This is a genomic window from Streptomyces marinisediminis (assembly GCF_026262575.1).
GTDB classification, from domain to species: Bacteria; Actinomycetota; Actinomycetes; order Streptomycetales; family Streptomycetaceae; genus Streptomyces; species Streptomyces marinisediminis.
In genome coordinates this window covers 29,401-55,739 of sequence record NZ_JAPKFL010000025.1, presented here as the reverse complement: position 1 = coordinate 55,739, position 26,339 = coordinate 29,401, and the positions used below count along the sequence as shown (strand labels likewise).

General features: G+C 75.6%; 23 protein-coding genes. 6 read left to right on the top strand and 17 right to left on the bottom strand.

From position 1 onward, the window contains the following. Position 1: 1 nt before the first annotated feature. The 3 genes from OSB71_RS19245 to OSB71_RS19235 all read right to left on the bottom strand — a co-directional run bounded on the left by OSB71_RS19245 (position 2) and on the right by OSB71_RS19235 (position 4,184). The gene (locus OSB71_RS19245) at positions 2–1,828 is read right to left on the bottom strand and encodes a flotillin family protein (RefSeq protein ID WP_265949661.1); all 1,827 of its coding nucleotides are present in this window, start codon (positions 1,826–1,828) and stop codon (positions 2–4) included. 169 nt (positions 1,829–1,997) lie between these two features. Continuing rightward, on the bottom strand, positions 1,998–2,678 hold the full coding sequence (locus OSB71_RS19240; RefSeq protein WP_265949659.1) for a hypothetical protein: 681 nt from the start codon (positions 2,676–2,678) through the stop codon (positions 1,998–2,000). 390 nt (positions 2,679–3,068) lie between these two features. Beyond that, positions 3,069–4,184: a PucR family transcriptional regulator gene (locus tag OSB71_RS19235; protein ID WP_265949657.1), complete on the bottom strand. Its 1,116-nt coding sequence runs from the start codon at positions 4,182–4,184 to the stop codon at positions 3,069–3,071. A 651-nt stretch (positions 4,185–4,835) separates the two neighbouring features. On the opposite strand from OSB71_RS19235, the gene nhaA reads away from it, so the two are divergent. Further along, positions 4,836–6,263, top strand: a complete 1,428-nt coding sequence (gene nhaA / locus OSB71_RS19230; protein WP_265949655.1) for a Na+/H+ antiporter NhaA — start codon at positions 4,836–4,838, stop codon at positions 6,261–6,263. Here the strand turns inward: nhaA and OSB71_RS19225 are convergent. Both OSB71_RS19225 and OSB71_RS19220 read right to left on the bottom strand, forming a co-directional pair. Then, positions 6,244–7,563 carry a DUF5005 domain-containing protein gene (locus tag OSB71_RS19225; RefSeq protein ID WP_265949654.1) on the bottom strand — a complete coding sequence of 440 codons (1,320 nt, stop codon included), beginning with the start codon at positions 7,561–7,563 and terminating at the stop codon, positions 6,244–6,246. The genes nhaA and OSB71_RS19225 overlap by 20 nt on opposite strands. A gap of 142 nt (positions 7,564–7,705) precedes the next feature. Further along, a complete protein-coding gene (locus OSB71_RS19220; RefSeq protein ID WP_265949652.1) occupies positions 7,706–9,832 on the bottom strand; it encodes an FUSC family protein in 2,127 nt (708 codons plus the stop codon). 43 nt (positions 9,833–9,875) lie between these two features. On the opposite strand from OSB71_RS19220, the gene OSB71_RS19215 reads away from it, so the two are divergent. Next, positions 9,876–10,178: a hypothetical protein gene (locus OSB71_RS19215; protein ID WP_265949702.1), complete on the top strand. Its 303-nt coding sequence runs from the start codon at positions 9,876–9,878 to the stop codon at positions 10,176–10,178. A gap of 31 nt (positions 10,179–10,209) precedes the next feature. Here OSB71_RS19215 and OSB71_RS19210 read toward each other — a convergent pair whose 3' ends face one another. After that, entirely contained in the window at positions 10,210–10,611 is a 402-nt protein-coding gene (locus OSB71_RS19210) for a glycine cleavage system protein H (RefSeq protein WP_265949650.1), read from the bottom strand. Between the two features lie 278 nt (positions 10,612–10,889). Between OSB71_RS19210 and OSB71_RS19205 the strand changes: the two genes are divergently transcribed. Then, positions 10,890–11,087, top strand: a complete 198-nt coding sequence (locus OSB71_RS19205; RefSeq protein WP_265949649.1) for a helix-turn-helix transcriptional regulator — start codon at positions 10,890–10,892, stop codon at positions 11,085–11,087. A 158-nt stretch (positions 11,088–11,245) separates the two neighbouring features. Beyond that, positions 11,246–11,464: a heavy-metal-associated domain-containing protein gene (locus OSB71_RS19200; RefSeq protein WP_265949647.1), complete on the top strand. Its 219-nt coding sequence runs from the start codon at positions 11,246–11,248 to the stop codon at positions 11,462–11,464. A 390-nt stretch (positions 11,465–11,854) separates the two neighbouring features. On the opposite strand, the gene OSB71_RS19195 is transcribed toward OSB71_RS19200, so the two are convergent. From OSB71_RS19195 to OSB71_RS19185, 3 genes are all read right to left on the bottom strand, one after another. Then, positions 11,855–13,171, bottom strand: coding sequence for a citrate synthase (locus OSB71_RS19195; protein WP_265949645.1), 1,317 nt, complete (start codon positions 13,169–13,171; stop codon positions 11,855–11,857). Positions 13,172–13,331: 160 nt separating this feature from the next. Further along, positions 13,332–15,572 (bottom strand): SF1B family DNA helicase RecD2, encoded by a 2,241-nt coding sequence (gene recD2, locus OSB71_RS19190; RefSeq protein ID WP_265949644.1) that lies wholly within the window; start codon positions 15,570–15,572, stop codon positions 13,332–13,334. Between the two features lie 104 nt (positions 15,573–15,676). Further along, positions 15,677–16,345, bottom strand: coding sequence for a LuxR C-terminal-related transcriptional regulator (locus OSB71_RS19185; RefSeq protein WP_265949642.1), 669 nt, complete (start codon positions 16,343–16,345; stop codon positions 15,677–15,679). Between the two features lie 417 nt (positions 16,346–16,762). On the opposite strand from OSB71_RS19185, the gene OSB71_RS19180 reads away from it, so the two are divergent. Then, a complete protein-coding gene (locus OSB71_RS19180) occupies positions 16,763–17,233 on the top strand; it encodes an Lrp/AsnC family transcriptional regulator (RefSeq protein WP_265949640.1) in 471 nt (156 codons plus the stop codon). Positions 17,234–17,334: 101 nt separating this feature from the next. On the opposite strand, the gene OSB71_RS19175 is transcribed toward OSB71_RS19180, so the two are convergent. Further along, positions 17,335–18,654: an APC family permease gene (locus OSB71_RS19175; protein WP_265949639.1), complete on the bottom strand. Its 1,320-nt coding sequence runs from the start codon at positions 18,652–18,654 to the stop codon at positions 17,335–17,337. A gap of 155 nt (positions 18,655–18,809) precedes the next feature. Between OSB71_RS19175 and OSB71_RS19170 the strand changes: the two genes are divergently transcribed. Then, entirely contained in the window at positions 18,810–19,460 is a 651-nt protein-coding gene (locus OSB71_RS19170; protein WP_265949637.1) for a CGNR zinc finger domain-containing protein, read from the top strand. 177 nt (positions 19,461–19,637) lie between these two features. Here OSB71_RS19170 and OSB71_RS19165 read toward each other — a convergent pair whose 3' ends face one another. The 7 genes from OSB71_RS19165 to OSB71_RS19135 form a co-directional block, all read right to left on the bottom strand. Next, the gene (locus OSB71_RS19165) at positions 19,638–19,979 is read right to left on the bottom strand and encodes a cupin domain-containing protein (protein WP_416237296.1); all 342 of its coding nucleotides are present in this window, start codon (positions 19,977–19,979) and stop codon (positions 19,638–19,640) included. A gap of 10 nt (positions 19,980–19,989) precedes the next feature. Then, on the bottom strand, positions 19,990–20,724 hold the full coding sequence (locus OSB71_RS19160) for a hypothetical protein (protein ID WP_265949635.1): 735 nt from the start codon (positions 20,722–20,724) through the stop codon (positions 19,990–19,992). A 118-nt stretch (positions 20,725–20,842) separates the two neighbouring features. Further along, the gene (locus tag OSB71_RS19155; RefSeq protein ID WP_265949633.1) at positions 20,843–22,462 is read right to left on the bottom strand and encodes a class I tRNA ligase family protein; all 1,620 of its coding nucleotides are present in this window, start codon (positions 22,460–22,462) and stop codon (positions 20,843–20,845) included. A gap of 91 nt (positions 22,463–22,553) precedes the next feature. Then, entirely contained in the window at positions 22,554–23,219 is a 666-nt protein-coding gene (gene epsC / locus OSB71_RS19150; protein WP_265949632.1) for a serine O-acetyltransferase EpsC, read from the bottom strand. Between the two features lie 229 nt (positions 23,220–23,448). Further along, a complete protein-coding gene (locus tag OSB71_RS19145; protein ID WP_265949630.1) occupies positions 23,449–24,681 on the bottom strand; it encodes an NAD(P)/FAD-dependent oxidoreductase in 1,233 nt (410 codons plus the stop codon). Continuing rightward, positions 24,681–25,940: a cytochrome P450 gene (locus OSB71_RS19140; protein WP_265949628.1), complete on the bottom strand. Its 1,260-nt coding sequence runs from the start codon at positions 25,938–25,940 to the stop codon at positions 24,681–24,683. Before OSB71_RS19140 ends, OSB71_RS19145 begins: the two co-directional genes overlap by 1 nt. A gap of 36 nt (positions 25,941–25,976) precedes the next feature. Then, entirely contained in the window at positions 25,977–26,333 is a 357-nt protein-coding gene (locus tag OSB71_RS19135) for a cupin domain-containing protein (protein ID WP_265949626.1), read from the bottom strand. Positions 26,334–26,339 lie beyond the last annotated feature (6 nt).

Genomic DNA, 26,339 nt, shown 5'->3' with positions numbered 1-26,339 from the left:
GTTACTGCTTCGCCAGCTTGGTCATCAGGTTGGTGGCCGCCAGGTCGCGCAGGCCACCCGTGCCGAGGGCGGACAGCGCCGCGGTGGCGTCGTCGGTGAAGGTGGAGTCCTCCTTGTCGAGCCACTTGGCCGCCATGCTGCGCACGGCCTCGCTGCTGCCGACGAAGGCGTCCACCCCCTTGCCCGTGGAGATCGCGCCCACCAGGCGGTCGAAGAAGACCGAGTCGCCGCCGACGATGTCGATGTTGGCCTTCTCCAGCCCGGCGCCGACCAGGGTGGCCTGGGCCTCGGCGATGTGGCGGTGGACGGTGATGTCCGCGAGGCGGATCTCCTTCTCCGCCTCCAGGCGCAGGCGGTACTCCTCGTGCTCGCGTCCGGCCTCGTCCAGCGCGGCCATGGCCGCCGCCTTCTCGGTCAGGCCCTCGGCCTCGGCGCGCAGCTTCTCGCGCAGCGCCTCCGCCTCGGCCAGTCCGCTGGCGGCCTCGTCGGCGCGCTTGCCCTCGGCCCGGCGCTGCGCGGCCTCGGCGTCCAGGTCGGCGGCCTTGCGGCGGGCTTCGGCGAGGGTGACCTCCTCGGCGGCCCGGTGCCGGGCGGCCTGCTCGGCGGCCTCGGCGGCCTTGATGTCCTTCACCAGCCGCTCCTGGGCCTGGGCCTCGGCGACGATGATGAGCGCCTGCCGCTCGCGCTCGGCCTCCTCGACCGTGCGCAGCTTCTTGATCTCCTCCTCCTGCTGCGCGACGGTCTTCTCCACCGCGATCCGCTCGCGGACGACGTCGGCGATGTCGCGGCGCTCGGCCTCGACCTCCTTCTCGGCGGCGATGCGGTGCAGTTCGGTCTCCCGGTCGCGGGCGATGACCTCCAGGAGCCGGTCCTTCTCGATGCGCTCCCGCTCGATGGCCTCCACCCGCTCGCGGTTGAGCTTGGCGACGGCGACCTCGCGCTCGCGGTTCTCGTTCTGGACGCCGAGCGCCTCCTCGGTCTTCAGGTGCGCGGTGTGCGCGCGCAGCCGCTCCTCGGCCTGCACGCGGGCGGTCTCCGCCTCCTCCCTGGCGCGGACGGTGTCGATCTCGCGCTGCTGGCGGATCTCGGCGTCGGCCTGGCGGCGCTGGAGCTCCAGCACGGCCTCGCGGGCGTCGACGTTCTGCCGGGTGATCTCCTTCTCCTCGGTGCGCTTGAACTCGTTGGTGCGCACGTTCTCGGTGGTGGTCAGCTCGGTGATGCGGCGGATGCCCTGGGCGTCGAGGATGTTGTCGCTGTCCAGCGCGGACAGCGGGGTCTGCTCCAGGTGGTCGATGGCCGCGTCCTCCAGGCTGTAACCGTAGAGGTCGGTGCCGATGAGGGCGATGACGCGGTCGCGGAACTCGTCGCGCATGGTGTAGAGGTCGGCGAAGTCCAACTGCTTGCCGACGGTCTTGAGCGCCTCGGAGAACTTGGCGATGAACAGGGCCTGGAGGGTGGCGCGGTCGCTGGCCCGCTCGGTGCCGATGGACTGGGCGACCTTGATGACGTCCTCGCGGGTCTTGTTGACCCGCACGAAGAACGACACCCGGATGTCGGCGCGGATGTTGTCCTTGCAGATCAGTCCCTCGTTGCCGGTGCGGCCGATCTCGATCGTCTTCACCGAGATGTCCATCACCTCGGCCTTGTGCAGCACCGGCAGCACCACCGTGCCGGTGAAGGTGACGTCGACCTTGCGCATCTTGGAGACGATGAGCGCCTTGCCCTGCGGCACCTTGCGGAACAGCCGGCCGACGAGCAGGAGCAGGCCGAGGCCCATGAGCAGGACCACGGCGAGCAGCACGCCGAGGCCGGTGGAGATGGCATCCATGGCGGAAGTCCCTTACGTGTGACGTGCGGGTGGAGCGGAAGCGGGGGCGGGGCGGCGCGGGCGCGCCGGGCCCACCGGCGACCGGTGCGCCCGCCGGGGCGGGCCGTCCGGGGCCGGGTCGTGCGGGCCGGGTCGGGTCGTGCGGGCCGGGTCGTGCGGACCCGGGTCGTCAGGGGCCCGCGTCGGGGGCGGCGAGGCGGAAGGGCGCGACGCGGAAGAACTCGCCCTCGGCGTCGTAGTCGTAGAGCAGCCCGGTGCTGCCCGACCTCAGCCGGGCGGCGTCGGTGCCCTCGGCCCGCACCTGGACGACGGCGGTGGAGCCGTCGTCGGCGGCCACCTCGGCCTGCCCGAAGCCGGTGTCGACGCGGCCGGTGCGGATGGTGCACACCCGGCCCACGAAGTCGGCGCGCGAGATGCCCGGTTCGCCGGGCGCGAGGCGGCGCAGCGGGGCGACGAGCAGGCGGGTGCCGAGCCAGGCGGCCACCAGCGCGGCGGGCAGCGTGAGGACGCGGAGCCACAGCGCGTCGAAGAGCGCGGCGCCACTCAGTGACGTGAACCAGGCAATCGCCACCAGGAGCGAGCCGGTGACGGTGACCGGCACGCCACCGAGTCCGAGCGCCGCCAGGCCCCCCCTGAGCCCGGCGGCGCCCCCCGTTTCCCCCGTGCCCCCCGTGCCGCCGGACTCACCGGAGCCGACGCCCTCCCCGCCGTGCGGGGCGTCGGTCCCGGGGAGCCCGACGCCCCCCAGCAGCACCGCGAGCCAGTATCCGGCCACGACGACGAGCGCGAAGCCGAACAGGACGGCGGGGAACGCCGTAGCGGCCTCCCAGAACCCGGTGAATCCGGCCATCGCCCTGTCCCCCTCTACCGGTTGCGGTGTGCGTCCATCGTGACGCGTGACGTGACCGCGCCGCATTGCCCGAACCCGGCAATGTTTACGCGCCACTTATGCCACGAGCTGGTGCAACCGCGCACGTCCGGCGGCCCCGGCTCCGCGTCGGTTCGTGCACGGGCCCCACCGCGCCGGTCCCGCCACCCCGGCGGCCGCCTCGGTCACCGCACGAGGGCGGACGCGCGGGGACGACCGCACGGGGTCGCTGCCCGGGATGGCCGCCCGGCGTCGCGCACGGTCGCCGGGGCACTCGGGCCGCCCGCGGGCCGCCGTCGCGCGGAGGTCACGGGCGCGCGGAAGACCGCCGCCGCACGGCAGGGCGGCGCCCGGAAGCGGGCGCCGGAGGGACTACAGCTCGTGCTCGGGCCAGCCGAGCAGGCGGGCGCCCATCGCGGCCGTCTCCAGGGTGTAGCGCTGGAGCGGGTCGCCGGGGTCGTAGCCGGTCAGGTCGCGGATGCGGGCCAGCCGGTAGGTGAGGGTGCGCACCCCGACGCCGAGGCGGCGGGCGGCCTCGGCGTTGACGTGGTTGGCCTGGGCGCAGGCCATCAGCGTGCGCACCAGCGGTTCCGCCCCGCCCCGGGCCTCGGCGAGCGGGCCGAGCACGATGCGCACCAGGTCGGCCATCGCACTGCGGTCCCGCAGGAGCACGGGGAAGACGAGCAGTTCGGCGGCGGCGAGCTGGACGGGGACGAGGCCGAGCCGGTCGGCGACGTGCAGGGCGTCCACCGCCTCCTCGTAGGAGAGCACCACGCCACCCGGCCCGGGGTGGTCGCGGCCGAGCATGACCCGGCGGGCGGCGACGTAGCCGGGGCCCGGCCGGGCGGCCAGGCGGGCGAAGGCGTTGAGCACGGCGCGGTCCTCGCCGCTGTTGGCCACGCACACCAGGCGGCCGTCCTTGGTCGTCAGCAGCGCGTCGCGCTCGCCGAACCGGGCCAGCAGCTCCCGCTCGATGCGCCGCACGGTGGGGTGGACGTCGTCGTAGGCCTCGCCGGCCGGGCCCTCGGCGACGGCGACGGCGAGCGTGGCGGCCAGCCGCAGGCCGAAGCGCTGGGCCCGCTCGGCCAGGCGGCCCAGGTCGCTGCGGCCGTGCAGCAGGTCGTCGACGAACTCCCGGCGTTCGGCCTCCTCCTGCCGTACGGCGAGCCGCCGCGCGGTCTCGTGGCCGTCGCCCAGGGCGCCGACCGCGGCCTCCAGCGCGGCCAGGATGGCGTCTCCGGTGCGGGCCCGCTCGGGCGCGGCGGCCGCGCGCATGACGCCGGGCAGCGTGCCCCACAGGGCGCGGGTCTCGCCGAGGTAGAGACCGACCACTTCGCGCAGGTTGTGCCCGGCCTCGGCGGCCCGCTCCCCCAGCTCCCGGAAGGACTCCAGTTCGGCGCGGCGGGGCAGCCGCCCGGTGTCGGAGACCTCCGCGAGCAGCCGCGGGTAGTCCCCGAGGAAGCTGGTCGGTATCCCGGAACGTCGCACGCCTTCTCCTCACCGCAGACGACGCGGCACGACCCGGCCCCGCGCCCGGCCGCCGGCCCAGGGTAGAGCAGCCCAGGGGCGGTGCCCGGGGCACCGCGGAGCCCGGCCCCCGCCACCCGCTTCGGGGTCACGCCGGGACTCGGCGACCTGGCCGGGCGGCTTCCTGCGTCCCGGCGCGAAGGCCGGGACGGCCGCTGCGGCTCGCGGGGCCGTGGGCTTCCGGCCACCGACGCGGGGCCCGGCACGAACCGGCCGGAGCGTCGCGGTCCTCGCTCGCGTCCGACCGGACACCCGTGGACGCCGTGCCGGCACGGCCGGGCGGCCCGGGGGCCCGACGGCGCGGTGGCGCGGTGGCCGGGAACCGGTGCCACCCGACCCGGGAACCGGTCCCACCCGACCCGGGGAACGGTCCGCACGCCCGGCGGAGCGGGCTGCCGGGGGCGGGGAAGGCGGGGTGGAGGGTTGCGCGTGTACCGGTCGGTAGAGCGGCATAGCTCACAGTGACCCTTGCGGTAAAGCCGTGACGTGCGGGTACGGTGATATGGAACGCGTCAACGCGATCATGGTGTGCCGGGAAGTCTGGTCGGCAGCACGAGACTCGTGCTTTTACGGTTCGTATGTCCGTCCCGCTTGCCCCCAGGAGGCCGCCCCATGACGTCCACACCACCCCCGCCGACCCAGGGTAACCGGGTGTTCGCCCGGCCCGGCCTGAAGGAACGGCGGCTGCTGGCGGACGCCCTGCGCACCGAGACGGTCGGTGGCCTCCTCCTGCTCGGCGCGGCGATCGTGGCGCTGGTCCTGGCGAACACGCCGCTGTCCGACCTGTACGAGAAGGTCAGCGACCTCCACTTCGGGCTGCCCGCGTTCGGCCTCGACCTGTCCGTCGCCCACTGGGCCTCGGACGGGCTGCTGACGATCTTCTTCTTCGTCGCCGGCATCGAGCTCAAGCGGGAGCTGGTCGTCGGCGAGCTGCGCCGCCCGGCCGCCGCCGCGCTGCCCGTGGTGGCGGCGGTGTGCGGCATGGTGGTGCCCGCGCTGTTCTACGTGGCCGTCAACGCGGGCGGCGGCGGCAGCTACAGCGGCTGGGCCATCCCGATGGCCACCGACATCGCCTTCGCGCTCGGTGTGCTGGCGGTGATCGGCACCAACCTGCCCTCCGGCATCCGGGCCTTCCTGCTGACCCTCGCCATCGTGGACGACCTCGGCGCGATCATGGTGATCGCCCTGTTCTACAGCTCCAAGCTGGACCTGTGGGCGCTGGCGGGCGCGGTCGCGGGGCTCGCGGTGTTCTGGCTGCTGCACCACAAGCTGAACGTGCGCGGCTGGTACCTCTACGTGCCGCTGGCCCTGGTGATCTGGGCGCTGATGTACAACAGCGGCATCCACGCGACGATCGCCGGTGTGGCCATGGGCATGCTGCTGCGCGTCAAGGAGCGCCCGGGCGAGGCACAGTCCCCGGCCGAGCACATCGAGCACCAGGTGCGGCCGCTGTCGGCCGGGCTCGCGGTGCCGGTGTTCGCCCTGTTCGCGGCGGGCGTGGGCGTCTCCGGCGCGGCGCTCGCCGAGGCGGCGGGCGAGCCGGAGGCGATCGGCGTCGCGCTCGGCCTCGTCATCGGCAAGATCGTCGGTGTGCTGGGCGGCACGTGGCTCGCCGCCCGCTTCACCAAGGCCGAGCTGAGCGACGACCTGTCCTGGTCGGACGTGGCGGGCGTGTCCATGCTCGCCGGTATCGGCTTCACCGTCTCGCTCCTGGTCACCGAGCTGGCCTTCGACGACGCCGAGACGGTCGAGCACGTCAAGGCCGCCGTGCTGATCGCCTCCTTCCTCTCCGCGCTGGTCGCCGCGGTCCTGCTGAAGTCCCGGGACCGGCACTACCGCCGGATCTGGGAGGAGGAGACGCGGGACGACGACCACGACGGCATCCCCGACCTCGACCAGCGCGAGGAGGCGGAGCTGGCCGCCCAGGCCGCCGCGCGGTCGGCCGCCCAGGCCGCGGCCCGCGAGTCCGCCGCGAGGCGCGCCGCCGAGCTGCGCGCCGAGGACGGCGACGCCGACGGGCTCAGCGGCCCTTCGCGCTGAGGTCCAGCCGGACGAACCGGGGCCGGTAGAGCTCCACGTCGCGCTGCACGGCGGCGGTGGACCCGACCACGTTCACGTCGTAGCCGAGCACGAGCCCGCCCCCGCCCGGGGCGGGCTCCGTGCCGTGCTCCCGCCCGGGGCCGAGCGCGGGGTGGAGCTGCGGGTTGTAGGCGACGGCCCCGGCCTGCTCGCCGCCCTCGGGCAGCGGAGGCTCGAGCACGTCGGACGGGCCGTGCCAGGGCCCCTGCGGTGCGCACGCCCAGTAGGAGGTGACGGTCGTCAGGCCGCGCCCGTCCGGACCACCGGCGTCGGTGGTGAGCAGCAGCCAGGTTCCCCCGTGCCGGGCGACGGTGTAGGTGTTGGACGCCCCGCGGCGCGGCTCGTGGGCGGGTCGCGCGCCCACCGGCAGCGGGGCGGCCCGGGCGGGGTCGGCCTGCCAGGCGTGGCCGTCCCAGTAGCGCCAGGCCGCGCGGTCGGCGAGCCGGCCGAGGGGGACGCGGGCCACGTGGGCGCGGGCGGCCCGCCCGTGCGCGGTGCGTTCGTCGGCGCCGAAGACGTAGGTCCACGCCCCCGCGCGCACGGCCGAGGTGCCGTACAGCACCCGCTCGGCCGGGTCCGCGGACGGCGGCACGTCGATCGACCGGATCGACTCCACGGTGAGTTCCGGCAGGCGGAGGGTGGCCACCTCCGTGGCGCGCGGGACGCCGAAGACCCACGGGCCGGTGCCGGTCCCGCGCTGCCACAGCAGCACGCGGACGACGCGCTCGGCCGCGCCGGGCTCGCGCGGTTCGACCACGCCCTGCACCGGCCAGCGCCACACCTCGCCGCCGTCGGGGTCGGCCAGCCCCGGGAACAGGGCGCCGGGCCCGGGCCCCAGCAGGGTGCGCTCCAGCGTGCCGTCGGGCGACATCACCAGCCCCGCGTTGCGCACCCACACCGGGGAGGGGTCCCGGGAGGGTCCGCCGAACGCGGCCTCGGGGTGCACCCGGTCCAGGAAGGTGTCCGCCGACAGCCACAGGGTGCGCCCGTCCGGCAGCGGCACCGACCGGCTGCCGTCCCCGCCGGTCCAGTCGTCCAGCCGTGTGTTGTCGTCGCCGTACCGGGCGAACTCCGCGGTCAGCTCCGGCGCCGGGCGCCAGCCGGTGACGCTCAGCGGCTCGCAGGCGGCCCGGGCCGGCGGCGCGTCCGGCCCGTCGTCACCGGGCACGGTGAGCACCAGGAGCACCGCGCACACCAGCACCACGACGCCGCCCAGCAGCAGCGGGGTCCTGGTGGCCGAGCGCCGGCGGAGTGCGTCCATGGCCCGCCCCACCCTAGGCGGCCCCCCGCCGCCCCGGCTACGCGCCCGGACGCCCCGCCCCGTCCCGCCGACGCCCACCGCGGCGACCGGCGCGCACCGGCCGGGGACCGCGGGCCGGGCCACGGCGGCCGGGGCCGCGCGGTCACGCCCGCGGGTTCCGGCCCGCCGTGCCGGTGCGGGGGTCGGCCGGGGGGCCGGCGACCGCGTCGGCCAGCTCCTCCAGCGCGTCCGCGACCAGCTCCGCCGCGCGCAGGGCGACGCCGTCCGGGTGGGCGGCGTGGCGCTGCCAGTCCACGAGCGCCTCGCGCACCGGCGCCCAGTCCGGCCGGGCCCCTCGCCGCACGGCGTCGTCGGCCCGCCCCAGCGCGTCCCGCAGGGCGTCGGCGAACGCGGCGGCCCCCGCGTCGCCGGGGGCGCGCGCGGCGGGCAGGTGGGCCTCGGCGAGCATGGCGGAGCGTCCGACCGTGGTGAGCGCGGCCTGGGCGTCGCCCGCCCGGCGCCGGGGCAGGCCGCGGTGGCGTACCGGCTCCGCGCCCGCCCGCGCGGTGGCCTGGTCCCACTCCCACAGCGCGGCGCGGTTGTCGAGCAGCGCCTCGCGCACCGCCCGGTGCGTGCCGTCCCCGGGGCGGCCGAAGCCCTCCAGCACGGCCACGGCGTAGCCGCCCGCCGCCGTGAGCCAGTCGGCCAGCCGCTCGCGGAGCCGGGGCGTCTCCCAGGCGGGGAACAGCGCGTAGGAGGCGAGGGCCAGCGCGCCGCCCAGCAGGGTCAGCACGATGCGCTCGGGCACGGTCTGCGCCCAGTCGGCGCCCGCGATGCCGAGCAGGAAGACGACGTAGGCGCCGGTGCACGCGGAGATCACCATGAACCCGGTGCGCATCAGCGCGTACAGGAGGAGGACGCTGCCGACGGCGAGGGCGGCGGCCGGGTACGGGCCGGGGTGGGCCAGCGCGAGGACGACGCCGCCGAGCGCGACACCGGCGACCGTGCCCACCAGCCGGGCCGCGCCCCGCTCCACGGTGGCGGAGAAATCCGGGCGCAGCACCATCACGACCGTCAGCCCGATCCAGTAGCCGTGCCCGGTGGGCAGGGCCTGGCCCAGCAGGTACCCGGTGCTCACCACGGCCGCCAGGCGCAGCGCGTGCCGGAACACCGGGGACGGGGCGCGCAGCTCCCGGCGCAGCGTGCGCAGGACGACCGGTACCTGACCGGGCCCGGTGGGCCTGCGCAGGTGCGCGCGGCGGCCCGGCGAGGTCACCTCCACCGGCTCCTGGGCGGCCTCCACCGTCTCCTCGGTCAGCGCGATCAGCCGCAGCGCCGCCTTGCGCGCGGGCACCGGGGGCAGGGCGGGGCCGTCCGCCGGGACCCGCAGCACGGCCAGCGCCTCGTCGGGCAGCCGGACGCGCTCCCCGCGCCGGACGGCGCGCGCGGTGGCGTCCAGCACGGTGGCGGCGGCGGACAGCAGCGCGCGCACCCGCTCCCGGGGCGCCCCGCCGTCGTCGGGCACGCCGCCGACGACGGGGTCGGCGAGCGAGGCGAGCACGGGCCGGTAGCGCTCGGCCAGTTGCCGGTAGCCGTGCAGTTGGCGCGGGCGGCGCCGGGCCTGCCTCGGGGTGACGGCCGCGGCGCTGCGGGCCTCCATCAGCGGCTCGGGGTCGAACGGCGCGCTGGGGTGCTCGCGCAGGCGGCGGGCGTAGTCGGCCACGCCCGCCAGCGCGTCGGCCAGCGCCTCCCGGCGGGTCGCCCAGCGGCGGATGGGGAAGACGGCGATGAGCAGCGCCTGCACGACCCCGCCGACGGCGATGATGCCCGCGTGGAGCGCCGCGTTCCACACGGACGAGGGCAGCGTGACCACGACGAGCATCATGGCGACGGTGAACGCGGACACCACACCGGGGACGGGCCCGGCCGCCCAGGCCATGCCCGCCCCGAACGCCCACAGCAGCAGCATCGCGGTGAAGGCCCACGGGTGGCCGGCCAGCACGTAGCCGAGGAAGGCGCTGACGGACAGCCCGGCGGCCGCGGCCAGCGCGAGCACCGCGCGCGGCCGGTAGCTGCGCTGGAAGGTGGCGATCCCGGACGCGAAGGCGCCGAACGCCGAGGAGACCGCGAGCGTGGGCGACCCCAGCCACAGCGTGAACCCGATGACGACCGCCACCCCGCAGGTGCCGCGCAGCGCGAGCAGCGGCGTCAGCGCGCCCCGCTCGACCCGCACCCCGGCCCGGGCCGCGTCCCTGAGGGCCGAGGCCCACCTCGCTGTCGTCCCGGACATGATCACGAGGATAGGACGCCGCCGGGCCGGGCACCCGGTGGGCGTGCCCGCACCGAAGAGCTACCGCGTGGCCGCCTCCGGCCAGTGGTTCGACGAAGAGGACAACGTCCGCCTGCCCGCCGGCGAGGCGCACGCCTGGGAGCCGGGGCTGAACCAGACCGTGTGCGGTCTGGCCCTCAGCCGCTCCCAGCTCGTGCGCTTCCCGCACGTGGCGTGGGCGGACGCGCTGCCGGAGTCGGGCGGCGCCGCCGACCGGGTGCGGCGGCTGTGCCCGCGCTGTGCCTCCGCCGCGGGCCGCGGCGGCGACGCGCGCCCCCGGTGGCGCAGGACGAACCCCCGGCCCTGACGCCCCACCCGGGCGGCCTGGCCCGGACGGCTCACGCGTCCGGCAGGCTCTCCCGGCAGAAGTCGGCGTAGCCGGCCGGCGTCAGCAGCCCGTCGAGCTGCGCGGGCTTGTCCACGGTCAGCTCCAGGAGCCAGCCGTCGCCGTACGGGTCGGCGTCCAGCGTGCCCGGGGCGCCGTCGAGCGCCGGGTTGACCTCGGCCACCGTGCCGCTCATCGGCGCGCGGACCTCGGTGACTGCCTCCGCCGAGACCACCGTGGCGCACACGTCGGACGCCTCGAAGCGCTCGCCCGGCCGCGGCAGCTCCAGGGAGACCGCGGGGCCGAGCCGACGCCGCGCGACGTCGGTGAGCCCGGTGCGCACCCGGCCGGCCGCGGCGATCCGCACCCACGCGTGGTCGCGGGTGTACTTCCGGTCCTCCGGCGTGTTCGCCATGCGCTCCTCCAGTGCTCCGCGCCGGCCCCGGCACCCGGTCGGCGCTCACGCCCCATCCTGCTCGGCCGGGCGGTCGGCAAACCCGCGCCGGCGGCTCCGGCGGGTTCCGCGCCGGCCGACGCGCGGGCGGGAGGTCGTGGTCCGGTAACAGGTGTCACCGTTTCGCGTGTTCGCCGTCACGGCTGGGCCACGGACGACGGGTGCCGTCACGTTCCGTCGTCGCGCTGGGCACAGGCTGAAGTCGCATCACTCCGACAGCGAAGTGGAGGTGCCGCTACATGGCCGACCGCCGTCTGTGGTCCTACAAGGAGATCGCCGCACACATCCGGGTGCAGCCGGACACGGTGCGCTCGTACCGCAAGCACGGGCTGCTGCCCGCGCCGGACGTGGTGGAGGGCGGCCGGCCCTTCTGGTACGCCGACACCATCCGCGAGTGGGTCACGCGCCGCCCCGGCCACGGCAGACGCGGCCGGTAGGCGGCCCCGGGCGTCCCGCCCCACTCCACCCCCGCCCCCGGCCCCGGCCCCGGGCGCGCGCAGCCACCGCAGCGGCCCGCCCGGCCGCACGTCCGGCATACACCCCGCGGGTATAGGGTTTCGCGGGAGCACAGCACCACGCGTTCCCGGAGGTACCCATGGCCGACGTCACCACCGCCTACCAGGTCAGCGGCATGAGCTGCGGGCACTGCGAGAAGGCCGTCGGCCAGGAGGTCGGCGGGCTCGCGGGCGTCACGGAGGTCACGGTCGACGCGGGCAGCGGCCGGGTGGTCGTCAGCTCGGCCGGCCCCCTCGACGACGAGGCCGTGCGCGCCGCGGTGGACGAGGCGGGCTACGAGCTCGTCGGCCGCGCGTAGCACCCGCCCCGCGCGACCCGCGCTCCCGCCCCACGGCGCCGCACCGCACCACAGAGGTCCGGCGCGCGCGTACCGGCCCGGCCGGCCCGGACCCGACCGGGTGGACGCACGGCCCGCACGCAGGAAAACGCCCCCTCGCGAGTCCCCCCACGGGCTCGCGATCGGGGCGTTTCCCATTTCCCGGCTCCTGATTCCCCCCACGGGATCACGGCCGGGTGCTCGGCTGGGCTGGGCGTGCGCGGTGGCCGCTCAAGCGCCCGCGGACGTCAGCCCGTGACGGCGGCTCCGCCGGGTGTCGCCGTCACCAGGTTCGACCCGGGAGGGGTGGAAAGGGTTGCACCCCCGCCGATGTGAACTGGATCACAGCGACGGGGGCGCGGAGGAGCGGGGTCAGCGCTGCTCGACCGGGACGTAGTCGCGCTCGACGACGCCGGTGTAGATCTGGCGCGGGCGCCCGATGCGGGAGCCCGGCTCCTTGATCATCTCGTGCCACTGGGCGATCCAGCCGGGCAGCCGGCCCAGCGCGAACAGCACGGTGAACATGCTGGTCGGGAAGCCCATCGCGCGGTAGATCAGGCCGGTGTAGAAGTCGACGTTCGGGTAGAGGTTGCGCGAGACGAAGTAGTCGTCGCTGAGCGCGTGCTCCTCCAGCTTGAGCGCGATGTCCAGCAGCTCGTCGGACTTGCCGAGCGCGGAGAGCACGTCGTGCGCGGCGGCCTTGATGATCTTCGCGCGCGGGTCGAAGCTCTTGTAGACCCGGTGGCCGAAGCCCATCAGGCGGACGCCGTCCTCCTTGTTCTTCACCTTGCGGATGAAGGAGTCGACGTCGCCGCCCTCGCGCTGGATGCGCTCCAGCATCTCCAGCACCGACTGGTTGGCGCCGCCGTGCAGCGGGCCCCACAGGGCGCTGATGCCCGCCGAGATGGAGGCGAACATGTTGGCCTGCGAGGAGCCGACCAGGCGCACGGTGGAGGTGGAGCAGTTCTGCTCGTGGTCGGCGTGCAGGATGAGCAGCTTGTCCAGCGCGCTGACCACGACCGGGTCGAGGTCGTACTCCTCGGCCGGCACGGAGAACGTCATACGCAGGAAGTTCTCGACGTAGCCGAGGTCGTTGCGCGGGTAGACCACCGGGTGGCCCACGGCCTTCTTGTAGGCGTAGGCGGCGATCGTGGGGAGCTTGGCGAGCAGCCGGATGGTGGAGATGTGGCGCTGCTGCTCGTCGAAGGGGTTGTGGCTGTCCTGGTAGAAGGTGGACAGCGCGCTGACGACCGACGACAGCATCGCCATCGGGTGGGCGTCGCGCGGGAAGCCGTCGTAGAACCGTTTGACGTCCTCGTGCAGCAGCGTGTGCTGGGTGATCTCGCCGCGGAAGGCGGCCAGTTCGTCCACCGTGGGCAGCTCGCCGTGGATGAGCAGGTAGGCCGTCTCCAGGAACGTGCCGCGCTCGGCGAGCTGCTCGATGGGATAGCCGCGGTAGCGCAGGATGCCCTGCTCGCCGTCGAGGAAGGTGACCGCCGACTTGACCCCCGCGGTGTTGCCGTAGCCGGAGTCCAGGGTCACCAGACCCGTCTGGGCGCGCAGCTTGCCGATGTCGAAGCCGTTGTCCCCGGCCGTGCTCTCCACCAGCGGGTAGCTGTACTCGCCGTCTCCGTGCCGCAGGACTACTGCCTTGCCGCTGTTGTCGCTCGTGCGACCCGTTTCGCTCACGTCATCCCTCACCGACGTCGTGCCTCTTCTTCGAGGTGCAGAAGTTGAATCGAGCTGCCCTGACCCGTGTCCTTTTTCCCACTCTCCCCCACTTGCGCCCGGATGGTGCACTCGGGGTCGGCCAATGGGCGCCCGCCTGGCACGGAGTGCCGCAGAAAAGTTACGCTTCGGCGCCCACGGCGCGCAATCGATGATCGAGCATCGTGTGCCTGCGCCCCGCCGAGACCGTCCGGACCGCCTGGGCCAGCGCCCGGCGGGAGCCGACCAGCACGACGAGCCGTTTCGCCCGGGTGACGGCGGTGTAGAGCAGGTTGCGCTGGAGCATCATCCACGCCCCGGTGGTGACGGGGATCACCACCGCCGGGTACTCGCTGCCCTGCGAACGGTGGATGGTGACGGCGTAGGCGTGCGCCAGTTCGTCCAGCTCGTCGAAGTCGTACTCCACCTCCTCGTCCTCGTCGGTGCGCACGGTGAGCGTCTGCTCCTCCGGGCTCAGGGCCGTCACCACCCCGACCGTGCCGTTGAAGACGCCGTTCGCCCCCTTGTCGTAGTTGTTGCGGATCTGCGTCACCTTGTCCCCCACCCGGAAGACCCGGCCGCCGAAGCGCTTCTCCGGCACCGACGGACGCCCGGGGGTGATCTCCTGCTGGAGCAGGCCGTTGAGCGCGCCCGCGCCCGCCGGGCCGCGGTGCATCGGCGCGAGGACCTGCACGTCCCGGCGCGCGTCGAGGCCGAACTTCGCCGGGACCCGGCGGGCCGCGACGTCGACGGTCAGGCGGCCCGCCGCCTCGGTGTCCTCCTCGGGGAAGAGGAAGAAGTCGGGCAGGCCCTGGGTGAGTGGTGGCCGGCCGGCGTTGATGCGGTGCGCGTTGGTCACCACGCCGGACTCCTGGGCCTGGCGGAAGATCCGCGTCAGCCGCACCGCCGGGACGGGCCCGCCCTCGGCCAGCAGGTCGCGCAGCACCTCGCCGGCGCCGACGGACGGGAGCTGGTCCACGTCCCCCACCAGCAGCAGGTGGGCGCCGGGCGGCACCGCCTTGACCAGCTTGTTGGCCAGCAGCAGGTCGAGCATGGACGCCTCGTCGACGACGAGCAGGTCCGCGTCCAGCGGGCGGTCGCGGTCGTAGGCGGCGTCCCCGCCGGGCCGCAGCTCCAGGAGCCGGTGCACCGTGGCGGCCGGCGCGCCGGTCAGCTCGGCCAGCCGCTTGGCCGCGCGTCCGGTGGGCGCCGCCAGCAGCACCTTCGCGCCCTTGGCCCGCGCCAGCTCCACCACCGAGCGCACGGTGAAGGACTTGCCGCAGCCGGGGCCCCCGGTCAGCACCGCCACCTTGCGGGTGAGGGCCAGCCGGACGGCGTCGCGCTGCTCGGCGGCGAGGTCCGCGCCGGTGCGCCGCGCCAGCCAGCCCAGCGCCCGCTCCCAGTCGACGTCGGCGAAGGCCGCCAGCCGGTCCTCGCGGGCGTGCAGCAGCCTGCGCACCTGGGCCGCCAGCGCCGTCTCCGCGCGGTGGAAGGGCGGCAGGTAGACGGCCGTCACCGGCTCCTCGGGGCGCTCCGGGTCCGGCGCCCGCTCGCGCACGACGCCCTCCTCGTCCGCCGCGAGCGCGTCCAGGCACTCGATGACCAGCCCGGTGTCGACCTGGAGCAGCTTGACGGCGTCGGCGATGAGCCGCTCTTCGGGCAGGAAGCAGTGGCCCTGGTCGGCCGACTGGGACAGCGCGTACCGCAGCCCGGCCGCCACCCGCTCCGGGCTGTCGTGCGGGATGCCGACGGACTGCGCGATGCGGTCGGCGGTCAGGAAGCCGATGCCCCACACGTCCGCCGCCAGCCGGTAGGGGTGCTCGCGCACCACCGGGACCGACTCGTCCCCGTACTTCTTGTAGATGCGCACCGCGATGGAGGTGGAGACGCCGACGCCCTGGAGGAAGACCATCACCTCCTTGATGGCCTTCTGCTCCTCCCAGGCCGCGGCGATCTTCGCGGTGCGCTTGGGCCCGAGCCCGGGCACCTCGACCAGCCGCCCGGCGTCCTGCTCGATGACGTCGAGCGTGTCCAGACCGAAGTGCGCCACGATGCGCTCGGCAATGCGCGGCCCGATGCCCTTGATCAGCCCGGAGCCCAGGTAGCGGCGGATGCCCTGGATGGTGGCGGGCAGCACCGTCGTGTAGTTCTCCACCGTGAACTGGCGCCCGTACTGCGGGTGCGAGCCCCACCGCCCCTCCATGCGCAGGCTCTCGCCGGGCTGCGCCCCCAGCAGCGCGCCGACGACGGTGAGGAGGTCACCGTCGTGACCGGCGTCCTTGCGGCGCAGCGGGGCGACGCGGGCGACCGTGTAACCGGTCTCCTCGTTGGCGTACGTGACGCGCTCGAGCACCCCTTCGAGCACGGCCGGCTGGAACGACATGCGACCGACCGTAAGCCCCGGCACGGACAGCGCGACAGGCGCCCCGGTGACGGAACGGCCCGCACCGGGCCCGGCACCTCCGGCCCGCCGGGCGCAGAACCGATTCAGCGCGAGCCGGCGGCACTGCCCACGAAGCCCGAGCGGTAGGCCAGCACCACCGCCTGGACCCGGTCGCGTAAGTGCAGCTTGTGCAGCAGGTGCGAGACGTGGGACTTCACCGTGCCGGAGCTGACGGCGAGCGAGTCGGCGATGTCCTCGGTGGTCATGCCCTGCGCCAGCAGCCGCAGGACGCGGTGCTCCTGGAGGGTGAGGGCGGAGAACCGGTGCAGCAGCTCGGGTGCGGGCCCGGCGCCGGACTCCTCGCGCTCCAGCGTGGCCGCCACGATCGTCTCCGCGACGCAGGGGGCGAAGTACATGCCCCCGGAGGCCACCGCGTGCACGGCCGCGAGGATCGCCGCCCGGCTCCCGGACTTCACCGCCAGGCCGCGCACGCCCAGTTGCAGCGCCAGCGTCGCCGTCGCCGGGTCCCAGCCCCCGGCGAAGGCGACGACGGGGGTGCCCGCGCAGTCGGCCATCACGTGCTCCAGCCGTTCCCCGATCCCGTTCTCCTCGGCCACCAGCACCAGGTCGGGACGGGTGCGCGCCAGGTCCCGCGCGGTGTCCGGCGGTCGCTCGCCGGTGGCGTGCACCTCGATGTCCGGCTCCGCGGCCAGCAGCGCGACGAACCCGGCCCTGCTGAGCTCGTTGCGGTCGACCACCATGACGCGCTGCACCGCGTTCCCGGAATGTTTCGAGGCATGACGAAGACTTCGATGTGCCATAGCGCGGCTCCCCAGACGCCGGAACGAAGAAATCGAAGAACGGAACGCGGTGCTCTTCCGGGGCCCGGCGCCCACGAGGTCGCGAGGGCGCTCGACGACGGGCCCGCCGCACGGCAGTGATCGTCTGTGGCTCCCCCCGTTGCACGCCGGCCTGATGGCGCCCAGAAAACGCGGGCCTCGTTCCGCACCCGCCGACCGCACGCCGGGAGGCGGCGCGCCAGGGGCGAAACGCCCCGATCACCCGCGAACGTCACATCCCGGACTGCGGCGACAGTGCTGTCGGTCCGGTACAAACGGTAGCAATGATGCGCTGGCAGGTGATTGCTTTCTTCTTGTCACATCCCGCACCGCGCAGCAGAATCCTGCGCCATGGACGCAGTGGATCGCAGCATATTGCGGGAGCTCCAGCGAAACGCGCGGATGACCAACGCGGAACTGGCCCAGAGAGTGGGCCTGACGGCCTCCCCCTGCCTGCGCAGGGTGCGCCAGTTGGAGAAGGACGGGCTGATCCGCGGCTACCGGGCCGTCCTGGACCACGACGCCCTGGAACTGGGCTTCCGCACCTACGTCACGATCGTCATGCACCGCGAGGACCGGGTCACCGTCGAGCGCTTCGAACGCGAGGTGGCGGACCTGAGCGCGGTGATCGCCGCGTACCGCCTCTTCGGCGACCCCGACTACCTGCTCCTGGTGGCCGTCCAGGACGTCGCCGGCTACGAGCGCCTCTACCGCGAGGTGCTCTGCAACCTCCCCGGGGTGGGCCGGGTGACCTCCCACCTGGTGATGAAGGAGGTCAAGCCGGACCAGGGCGCCCCGCTGGGCGGCGAGCGGCACCCCTGAGTGACGCGCGGCGGTCCGGGCCGGGCCCCGGCCGACCGCCCGGGGAGCCGTGCGGCCGTGCGGTCGCCGCGGGGAGCCGCGGGGTTGCGGCGGCGCGGTCGTCAGTCCTTCGTCGCGGTGGTCCGGGGCCCCGCGTCCGCACCGGCGTCCGGCCCGCCCCCGGCGTCCGGCGCGGCCGCGCGGCCGGAGCGCCAGCGGCGGTAGCCGAGCGCGACGACGGCGATGGCGGCCGGGACGAAGACCACCGCGCCGCTGAACGGCAGCAGCACCAGGCACAGCGCGGTGCCGATCACCGCCAGCACCCGCCGGGTGCCGTGCAGCAGCCGGACACCGGCCGCCATGGCCGCCAGGAAGGTGAGGATCACCAGCGAGTTGGGGATGACGAGCAGCGTCTCCGGCCCCCACCCGGCGAAGTAGCCGACGATCACGCCCAGCGTGGCGTAGCCGCCCACGGCCACGACCGCCACGCCCGGCACGCCCCGGCGGCTCACCCGGGCCAGCGGCGCGGGGAAGGCGCGGTCGCGGGCGAGCGCGTAGCCCAGCCGGGAGGTGGCCGCCACGAAGGCGTTCGTGGTGCCCAGGGCGATCAGCACCGCGACGCCCGCGGCGATGGTGCCCACCGGGCCGCCGAGCCCGTCGGCCAGCAACCGGGCGATGACGGTGCGGTTGACGTCGTCACTGCCGTAGGTGGCGGTGCCGATCGTGGCGACGACGACGCCCACGTACAGCAGCGTGATCAGGCCCACGCTGATCAGCGTGGAGCGCGGCACGTCCCGCTCCGGGTCGCGGAACTCCTCGGACAGATGGGTGATGGCCTCCCAGCCGAAGAAGGCGAAGAAGATCACCACCGCGACGCTGCCCACCTCGCCCCAGCCGTGCGGGGCGAACGGCGTCCAGTTGGCGGACTCGAAGTGCGGCACCGAGACGAGCAGCGCCAGCAGCAGCATGGTGGCGACGGTGGCGGCGAAGGCGAGTTGCAGGCGCGCGCTGGCCCTGATGCCGCGCAGGTTGGCCAGGGTGGCGAAGACCAGGATCGCCCCGGCCAGCAAGAACGCCGCCCCCCGGGGCAGGCCGAGATAGCTGGCGCCGTAGTAGGCGCCGGTCAGGGCGACGAGCGTCTGTGCGGTGGCCGCGGCGATGAAGTAGAACCAGCCGGTCACCATGCCCGCGGCCGGGCCGAACGCCTTGGTGACGAAGGTGGCCACGCCGCCGGCGTTGGGGTAGCGGCTGGCCAGCGCCGCGAGCGTGAGGGCGAGCGGGATGCCCAGTGCCGCGTCGAACAGCCAGGCCACGATCGCGGCCGGACCCGCCTCGGTGGCGCTGAGCGCCGGCAGCAGCAGCACGCCGGCCCCGACGATGGCCCCCGTGTACAGGGCCACCCCCTGGCTGACCGTGATCGTGCGGCGCAGCGGCTCGGCCATCACCCCTCCCTCCGGCTCGCGTCCTGCGAACCTACGCTGCCACCCCTGCGGGGTCAACACTTACAATGGCGGGTAACTAGTGTCGCGCGTCGCGCGTCGCGTGACGGGCGCACGGCGCCGGGCGTCGACGCGCCGTGGAGTGGAAAGGCCCCTTCATGGAAGCTGACGACCCCACACCCCAGGCCGCTCCCCCGTCCCCGGACGCTCCCCCGTCCCCGGACGCTCCCCCGTCCCCGGCCGCGCCCCGGCCTCCGGACGCGCCACCGCCGCTGCCGCCCGAGGCCGCGCTGGTGCACGCGTTCCTCAACACCCTGGACCGGCGCTCCTTCGTCCGGCGGGGCGCGCCGCACCGGGGCGGCGACCGCATCGCCACGCGCGGGCAGTTGGCCGACTGGCTCGCCGGGCACGGCCTGCTGCCCCCGGGCACCGCGGTGGACGGCCCGACGCTCGACCGGGTCCACCTGCTGCGCGCGCGGCTGCGCGCGGCCGTCGGCGGCTCCACCGCTCCCCCGCCGGACGCGGGGGACCCGCTGCGCCTGACGTTCGCGCTCAACGCCCCGGCCGACCGGGCCCCGGCCCTCGCCCCGGCGGGCCGGGCGGGCGAGCGGGCGCTGGGCGAACTCGTGCTGCACACCCTGCGGGCGGTGACGTCCGGGAGCTGGGAGCGGCTGAAGATGTGCCAGGCCCCGGACTGCCACTGGGTGTTCTACGACCGCTCCCGGCCCAACCGGGCCCGCTGGTGCGCGCCCGAGCTGTGCGGCAACCGGATGAAGACCCGCGCCTACCGGCGGCGCGCCCGCGGCTGACCCGGGCGCACCGCACGGAGCCCAGCGCCTGGACCCGGCGCCCGGAGGCCCGGGGCCGAACCCGACGCCCGGACGCCCGGGTCGAACCCGGCGCCCGGAGGCCCGGGGCCGAACCCGGCGCCCGGAGGCCCGGACGCGCCCCGGGAAGGCCCGGGCCCCGCGAGCACCGTCGCGGCCTCAGCTCGTCGGCCGGCTCTCCGGGGGCGCGAAGACGACGACGACGCGCAGGTCCTCGGTGATGTCGCTGAAGCGGTGCGGCATCTCGGCGGGCACGTAGACGACCGAGCCGGGGCCGACCGGGCGCGTGTCCCCGCCGACGTGCACGGTCGCGCGGCCCTCCACGACGACGTACAACTCGTCCTCGGCGTGCGGCTGCTGGGGGTCCTCGTCCCCGGCGGCGAGCGCGTAGAGTCCGGCGCTCATGGCGGGGCGGCGCAGGAACTCCAGGTACCGCCGGCCGCTCGCCTCGCCCTCCTCCACCAGTCGCGCGAACTCCGCGTGGTCCGGCTCGTTCGGCACGGGCGTCTCCTCACGTGTGCAGGGTCAACTCACTGTAGTAACCGGTGAACCGCTCGGTGCGGTCGGCGCCGTCGGTGACCGGGAAGAAGCCCTCGAAGAAGTCGACGTAGTCGCTGCACAGGGCGCGCAGGACGGGCGCGACCTCCCGGCCGAGCTCCCCGGCCGCCTCGCGGACGCCGACGGCGGTCATCATCGTCGTCTCCGCGTCCGAGGCGAGGGTCGCCAGGGTCGCGGCCAGCCTGCTGTGCCGCAGCGCCGCCACCACCTCCTCGGTGACCGTCCCCGGGTCGGCGCCCCGGTGGGACTGCCACAGGATGACACGGACCGACTGGCAGCCCACGACCCGCCGGGGCGGCACCAAGGCGAGCGGCGCGGCCGGGTCGAGCCGCCGCTGCGCGCCGTCCCACGGCACCGTCCAGCGGGCCGGGTCGGCGTCCGCCGCCGGGCCGACCAGCGGCGGGTCCCCGCTCAGGTCCCAGGACCAGCTCAGCACGTGCAGCGGCGTGTCCGGGTCGCAGACCCGGCGCAGCAGGACGCCGCTGTCCGGGGCGAGCCGCAGCCCGGTGAGGGTGACGCCCCGGGGCCGCCCGGCCCGGGCGAACCTCAGCGGCACCGGTTGCAGCGCCCGGGTGACTTCCCGCAGGACGGTGAAGGGCTGGCGGCCGGTCAGGCCGTAGTCGTCGGCGGCCGGACCGGCGGCCGTGGCCTCGAAGTGGTCGAACGCGCTTCGGGAGATCAGGGGCACGGGCGGACCTCCGGGGGTGGGGGGGGAGTCGGACGGGGTCGGGGAGGGGCGCCGGGCGGCACCGGCGCCGGGCGGGGCACGGGCGCGGGCGCGGGCGCGATGGTGCGCGCGGCGGGGCTCACGGCCGGGGCGCGAACAGCCGGGGGTAGGCGGCGGCGACCCGCGTGCCGCCTGGCACCAGGGCCCCGCCCCCCGGCCAGTCGACGCCGTCGAAGCCGGCCGGCACCCCGACCTGCCGGGCCGCGTGCGCGGACCAGGTGGGCATCAGCGGGCCGCTGACGGCGGCGACGACGCCGAGCAGCTCGGCGTGGGCGGCCAGCGCGGCGGCGGTGTCCCGGGGAGGCGCCGCGGGCACCGACCGGAGCTGCTCCGCGGCCTGCTCCACCGCGCCGGTCAGCCGGGCCGCGGCGGCCCGCGGGGAGAAGCCGTCCGGCTCCAGGTGCCGGGCCAGGTCGCCGGGCAGCGTCTCGACCAGCTCCCGCAGACCGGCCGGCCAGTCGGCGCGCCGGACGTCGGGGACGAGCGAGCCGTGCCCCTCGGCCAGCCGGCGCAGGACCGCGGACGCCCAGCCCTCCACCCCGTCCACCAGCACCGTGCCGACCGTGCGGGCGAAGTCGTCCAGCCGGAAGTCGGACTTGGCGCGCTCCGGGGCGGTCAGGCACAGGTGCAGCCGCACCGCGTCCGGGTGCGCGTCGCGCAGGAACTCCGAGCCCCAGATGGCGTGGCCCCGGCTGGTGGAGAACTTCTCCCCCTCCAGCGTGTAGAACTCGTTGCTGATCACGTGCGCGGGGGTGACGTAGCCGCCCAGCCCCATGAGCAGCGACGGCCACAGCACGGCGTGCGAGAAGCCGCAGTCGAAGCCGATGAAGTGGACGAGCTCGGTGTCCGGGTCGCGCCACAGGGTGCGCCACTCCTCGGGCGCGCCGAGCGCCGCACCGTGCGCGGCCGTGGCGGCCATGTACCCGAAGACGCCGCTGAACCAGGTGTCCAGCACGTGGCCTTCCCAGCCGTCGAGCGGCACGGGGACGCCGTAGTCGTCCCGGCGGCTGATCGGCACGTCGGGCAGGCCGCGCTCGACCATCCGCAGGCAGTAGTCGCGCACCCGGGGCCGCCAGGTGGCGTCCGCGTACAGGGCGGCCAGGCGGTCGGCGAACGGGGCGAGCCGCACCACCAGCCGGGTCTGCCACCGCGTCTCGGGGGCGCCCCCGCAGGTGACGCAGCGGCCGTCGAGCACCCCGCCGGGGTCCTGCGGCAGCCCGCACTCCTCGCAGTAGGTGCCGTCGCTGGGCGCCGCGCAGAAGCGGCAGGCGCCGCGCACGTACGCCTCGTACACGTGGCGTTCGCAGGTGGTGCAGTAGGGCGTGGGCACGTCCCGCTCGGTGACGACCCCCTGGTCCCGCAGCGCGAGGAAGTGCTCGCGGACCAGGGCGTCGTGCAGCGGCTCCCGGTGCGGGTGCGCGTAGTAGTCGGGCAGCATCCCGGCCAGCGTCAGGCTCTCCTCGATGCGCCGGGTGTAGCGGAACGCCGTCGTGCGGGCGTCCCAGCCCAGTTCCGCGCCGCGCCGGGGGACGTAGCAGGAGTGGTCGTCGGTGTAGGAGACGTAGCGCACGGGGACGCCGCGCGCCCGCAGGTAGCGGCGCAGCACGTCGGCGCCCATGAACGGGCCCGAGAGGTGGCCCAGGTGCAGGTCGCCGTTGGGGTTCGGTGGGGCGCAGGTGATGAGGACGTTCCTGGCCATGCCGTTGCGGTCCTTTCCACGGGAGGGACGGCGGGCGGGGAGGACGGCGGGCGGGGACGGCGGGCGGGGGCGCGGGGCGGACGGGGCCGCGTCACTCCGCCTCGCGCCGGTACCCGGCGCCCGGGCCGCCGGGGCGCTGGTCGCCGGAGCCCGGCTCGCCGGAGCGGAAGGGGAGCACGGCGCCGTTCGCCGGTCCGCGGTGCTCGCCGCCCCGGTCCTGGCCGTGCGGGAGGACGAGCCCGGCGCGCACCCGGCTGCGGTCGGGCAGCGAGGTCATCACCACCGACTTCGCGCCGATGACGCTGCCCGGGCCGATCTCCACGGGTCCGAGCACGCAGGCGCCGGTGCCCACCACCACGCCGTCGCCCAGGGTCGGGTGGCGCTGTGCGCCGGGGGCGCGGGTGGCGTCGTGCCACCAGCCGACGGAGCCGAGCGTGACGAGGTGGTAGAGCATGACGTCGTCGCCGATGCGGGCGGTCTCCCCGATGACGACGCCGCAGCCGTGGTCGACGAAGAAGCGGCGGCCGATGCGCGCGCCGGGGTGGATGTCGATGCCCCCGGAGACCTTGCGGCCGAACAGGGCGACGGCCCGGGCGACGACGCGGTGGTCGCGGACGTACAGCGCGTGGGCCAGGCGGTGCAGCCACAGCGCGTGCAGGTGCGGGTAGAGCAGCACCTCCCACGGGCTGCACACCGCCGGGTCCTTGGCGCAGACGACGTGCACGTCCTCGCGGGCGCGGCGCAGCGCGGAGCCCACCCGGCCGCCGCCCCACGGGCCGCGCGCCGCCCCGGGCCCGCCCGCGCCGGTCTCGCCCGCCGGGGGGTCCGCCGGGGGGCCCGCCGCCCGGGCGGAGTCCGCGGCGGCCCCGGGGCGCGGAGGGCGCGCCGGGGGCGGCCCGGCGCGGCGGCCGGTGCGGTGTGTGGTCGGTGCTGCCGCGCGCCGGACGCGGGCACGCAGTCGGGACAGTGGATTCATCTCTGATCGCCTACAGGTGCCGGTAGCGCGGGCTGACGGGTCGGGGTGAGCCGGTGACGAACCGCTCGGGGCGGTAGGGGGCGAGCTCGGCGCGTTCCGCGCCGGACAGCAGCTCGGCGGCGACGGCCCGCCCCACCGCCGGGGCGGTCTTGAACCCGCCGCCGCTGAAGCCGGTGGCCAGGTACAGCCCCGGCAGGCCCGGGGCGGGGCCGATGAGCGGGCGTCCGTCCGCCGAGCAGGACTCCCACCCGGCGGTGGCGGCCGTGACCGGGGCGGCGGCCAGGTCCGGCAGCCGGCGCGCGGCCAGCTCCCGGCCCGCGGCCACCTCGGGGGCGGTCACGGCCGTCCCCGGGTCGTGCGCGGGCGGCGCCGCGGCGGTCGCGGACGGCAGCGGCACCCGGAACAGCACCCGGCCGCCGCTGTGCGGGCGGAAGTAGGTGCCCGCGACGCCGTCGATGACCATGCACAGCGCGTCCGCGGCCGGGGTGTCCGCCAGGGCCCAGCCGTAGCGCCGCGCCCGCAGCGCCGCGGCGAGGGCGGCGGCGCCCCGGTCGGCGCCGCCGCCGGGCGCGCCCTCCCGCCCCGTCCCCCGGAGGCCGGCCAGGACGGCGCCCGACCAGGCCCCCGCCGCGAGGACCACGTGGCCCGCCGACACCTCGGCGGAGCCGGCCACCACGCGGACGCCCCGCTCGCCGCGGCGCACCAGCGCGGCCCCGCCCGCGGCGGTGACCAGCCGCGCCCCCCGGTCCCGGGCGCGGCGCAGGTAGCCGTCCCGCGCCAGCGCCGGATCGGCGTACCCGCCGTGCGGTTCCACGGCGACGGCGGCGACGCCCCGCAGGTCCAGCGCGGGCTGCCCGGCGGCGAACTCCGCCGGGTCCAGCACCGCCGTCTCCACGCCGAGACCGGTCAGCTCGGCCACCGAGCGGTGCAGCGCGGGCACCTCGTCGGGGCCGCACAGGAACGCGAAGCCGGTGCGCCGGAAGCCGCAGTCCCCGCCGACGGCCCGCGGCCACTCCCGCCAGGTGGGCAGGCTGAGCGCGGCCAGCCGGGCGGCGTCGGGGTCGCCGTGGTGCACGCGCACCTGAGCGGCCGTCCGGCGGGTGGCGCTGTGCGGGTGGGCGCGCCCGGGCGCGACGAGGGTGACCCGGGCGCCACGGGCCGCGAGGTGGTGGGTGACGGCCGCGCCCACCACGCCGTCCCCGAGCACGGCCACGTCCGCGGTGTGCGCCGTGGTCGCCGCCATCAGGCGGTGGTGCGGGGGCCGGGGGTGAACTCCAGCGGCAGCCGCCGCAGTCCGCGGAAGGAGAGGTTGGGCTGCCACTCGAGCTCGCCGTCGCCCAGCCGCAGGTCGCGCATCCGGGTGAGGATCGTGCCGAAGGAGAGCTCGCCCATGATGCGGGAGATCTCCGCGCCCGGGCAGTAGTGGATGCCGTGGCTGAAGGACAGGTGCCGGGTCTCCTGGCGGGTGATGTCGAGCCGGTGCGGGTCGGTGTAGGCGGCCCCGTCGCGGTTGGCGGCGCCGAGCATCACCAGCACCTTGTCCCCCCGGGCGATGGTGCGTCCGCGCAGGGTGACGTCCTCGGTGGCCATGCGCCCCACCAGGTGCAGCGGGCCGTCGTAGCGCAGGAACTCCTCCACCGCCGAGGGCATCAGCTCCGGCCGGGCGATGAGCAGGTCAAGCTGGTCGGGGTTGCGGAGCAGGGCCAGCAGGCCGTTGCCGACGAGGTTGAGCGCGGTCTCCAGCCCGGCGAACATCACCACGATGCAGGTGGCGACCAGGTCGTCGCCCTCCAGCGGGTCCTGGTCGCGGGAGACGAGCGAGGACAGCAGGTCCTCCTGCGGCTCGGCACGTTTGCGGGCGCCCAGGTCGGTGAAGTACTCGCGCATGGCCAGGATCGCGTTCTGGCCGCGCTCCAGCTCGGTGACCGGCACGTTGGCCCCGCCGGCGTTGATGGCCGCGACGAAGTCGGCCGTCCACCCCTTGACCTTCTGGCGGTCCGGCTCCGGGATGCCGATCAGCTCGGAGTTGAGGATCACCGGCAGGTGGTAGCCGAGGTCCTGGATGCCGTCGCACGCGCCGCGCTCGATGACGTCGTCCACCAGCTCGTCCACCACGCGCTGGATCTTGGGCCGCATCTGCTGGGCCAGCCGGACGCTCATCCCGCGCTGGACGGGGCGGCGCAGCCGGGTGTGCCGGGGCGGGTCGTTGTAGAGCATCATGCGCCGCCGCATGTCGGCCCACTCCCGGAAGCGCTCCTCCTCGCTCTCGTCCAGGTGCCCGAGGAAGGCGGTGGTGCGGTCGGAGGAGAACAGCTCGGGGCGGCCCAGCGCGTCCAGCACGTCGTCGTGCCGCAGCAGCAGCCAGGCGTCCAGGTGCGGGTTCCACCAGACGGGCTCCGCCTCGCGGACGGTGTCGTACACCGGGTAGGGGTCGCGCAGGATGTCCGGGCGCAGCAGGTCGTCGTAGGGGCGGGAGTCCGCGGTGCTCACGGGGGAGGTCATGTCGGGTCTCCGGGTCGGGTCGGGGGTGCGCGGGGGTCAGGCGGTGTGCCGTGGCTTCCCGCCCCACCACAGGGAGAGGAAGACGACGGGCTCCTCGCCGTCGTTGACGAGCAGGTGGGAGTCGCCGGGCGGGATGAACACCGAGTCGCCGAACTTCACCCGCCGCCGCTCCCCGGCCACCTCCAGCTCCCCGCTGCCGGAGACGATGTAGAACAGCTCCGACTCCCCGTCGGGGTTGACGTGCTCGGTCATCGTGGTGTGCGGCGCCACCACCACCCAGGCGCCGCCCTCGTACGGCTCGTCGGCGCCCTCGAAGCGGGGCAGCCGCTGGGCCCGCACGTTGTAGTCGGGCTCGAAGCCGAGGTCGTCGCTTGCCCAACCGTGTATCTGCACGCGGTC

Excerpts from the sequence above, each read along its gene's own strand:
- OSB71_RS19240 (WP_265949659.1), bottom strand. The coding sequence starts at position 2,678 with ATGGCCGGATTCACCGGGTTCTGGGAGGCCGCTACGGCGTTCCCCGCC.
- OSB71_RS19175 (WP_265949639.1), bottom strand. The coding sequence starts at position 18,654 with ATGGCCGAGCCGCTGCGCCGCACGATCACGGTCAGCCAGGGGGTGGCC.
- recD2 (WP_265949644.1), bottom strand. The coding sequence starts at position 15,572 with ATGTCGTTCCAGCCGGCCGTGCTCGAAGGGGTGCTCGAGCGCGTCACG.
- OSB71_RS19220 (WP_265949652.1), bottom strand. The coding sequence starts at position 9,832 with ATGTCCGGGACGACAGCGAGGTGGGCCTCGGCCCTCAGGGACGCGGCC.
- OSB71_RS19140 (WP_265949628.1), bottom strand. The coding sequence starts at position 25,940 with ATGACCTCCCCCGTGAGCACCGCGGACTCCCGCCCCTACGACGACCTG.
- OSB71_RS19180 (WP_265949640.1), top strand. The coding sequence starts at position 16,763 with ATGGACGCAGTGGATCGCAGCATATTGCGGGAGCTCCAGCGAAACGCG.
- nhaA (WP_265949655.1), top strand. The coding sequence starts at position 4,836 with ATGACGTCCACACCACCCCCGCCGACCCAGGGTAACCGGGTGTTCGCC.
- OSB71_RS19200 (WP_265949647.1), top strand. The coding sequence starts at position 11,246 with ATGGCCGACGTCACCACCGCCTACCAGGTCAGCGGCATGAGCTGCGGG.
- OSB71_RS19225 (WP_265949654.1), bottom strand. The coding sequence starts at position 7,563 with ATGGACGCACTCCGCCGGCGCTCGGCCACCAGGACCCCGCTGCTGCTG.
- OSB71_RS19170 (WP_265949637.1), top strand. The coding sequence starts at position 18,810 with ATGGAAGCTGACGACCCCACACCCCAGGCCGCTCCCCCGTCCCCGGAC.
- OSB71_RS19145 (WP_265949630.1), bottom strand. The coding sequence starts at position 24,681 with ATGGCGGCGACCACGGCGCACACCGCGGACGTGGCCGTGCTCGGGGAC.
- OSB71_RS19155 (WP_265949633.1), bottom strand. The coding sequence starts at position 22,462 with ATGGCCAGGAACGTCCTCATCACCTGCGCCCCACCGAACCCCAACGGC.
- OSB71_RS19205 (WP_265949649.1), top strand. The coding sequence starts at position 10,890 with ATGGCCGACCGCCGTCTGTGGTCCTACAAGGAGATCGCCGCACACATC.
- OSB71_RS19245 (WP_265949661.1), bottom strand. The coding sequence starts at position 1,828 with ATGGATGCCATCTCCACCGGCCTCGGCGTGCTGCTCGCCGTGGTCCTG.
- OSB71_RS19210 (WP_265949650.1), bottom strand. The coding sequence starts at position 10,611 with ATGGCGAACACGCCGGAGGACCGGAAGTACACCCGCGACCACGCGTGG.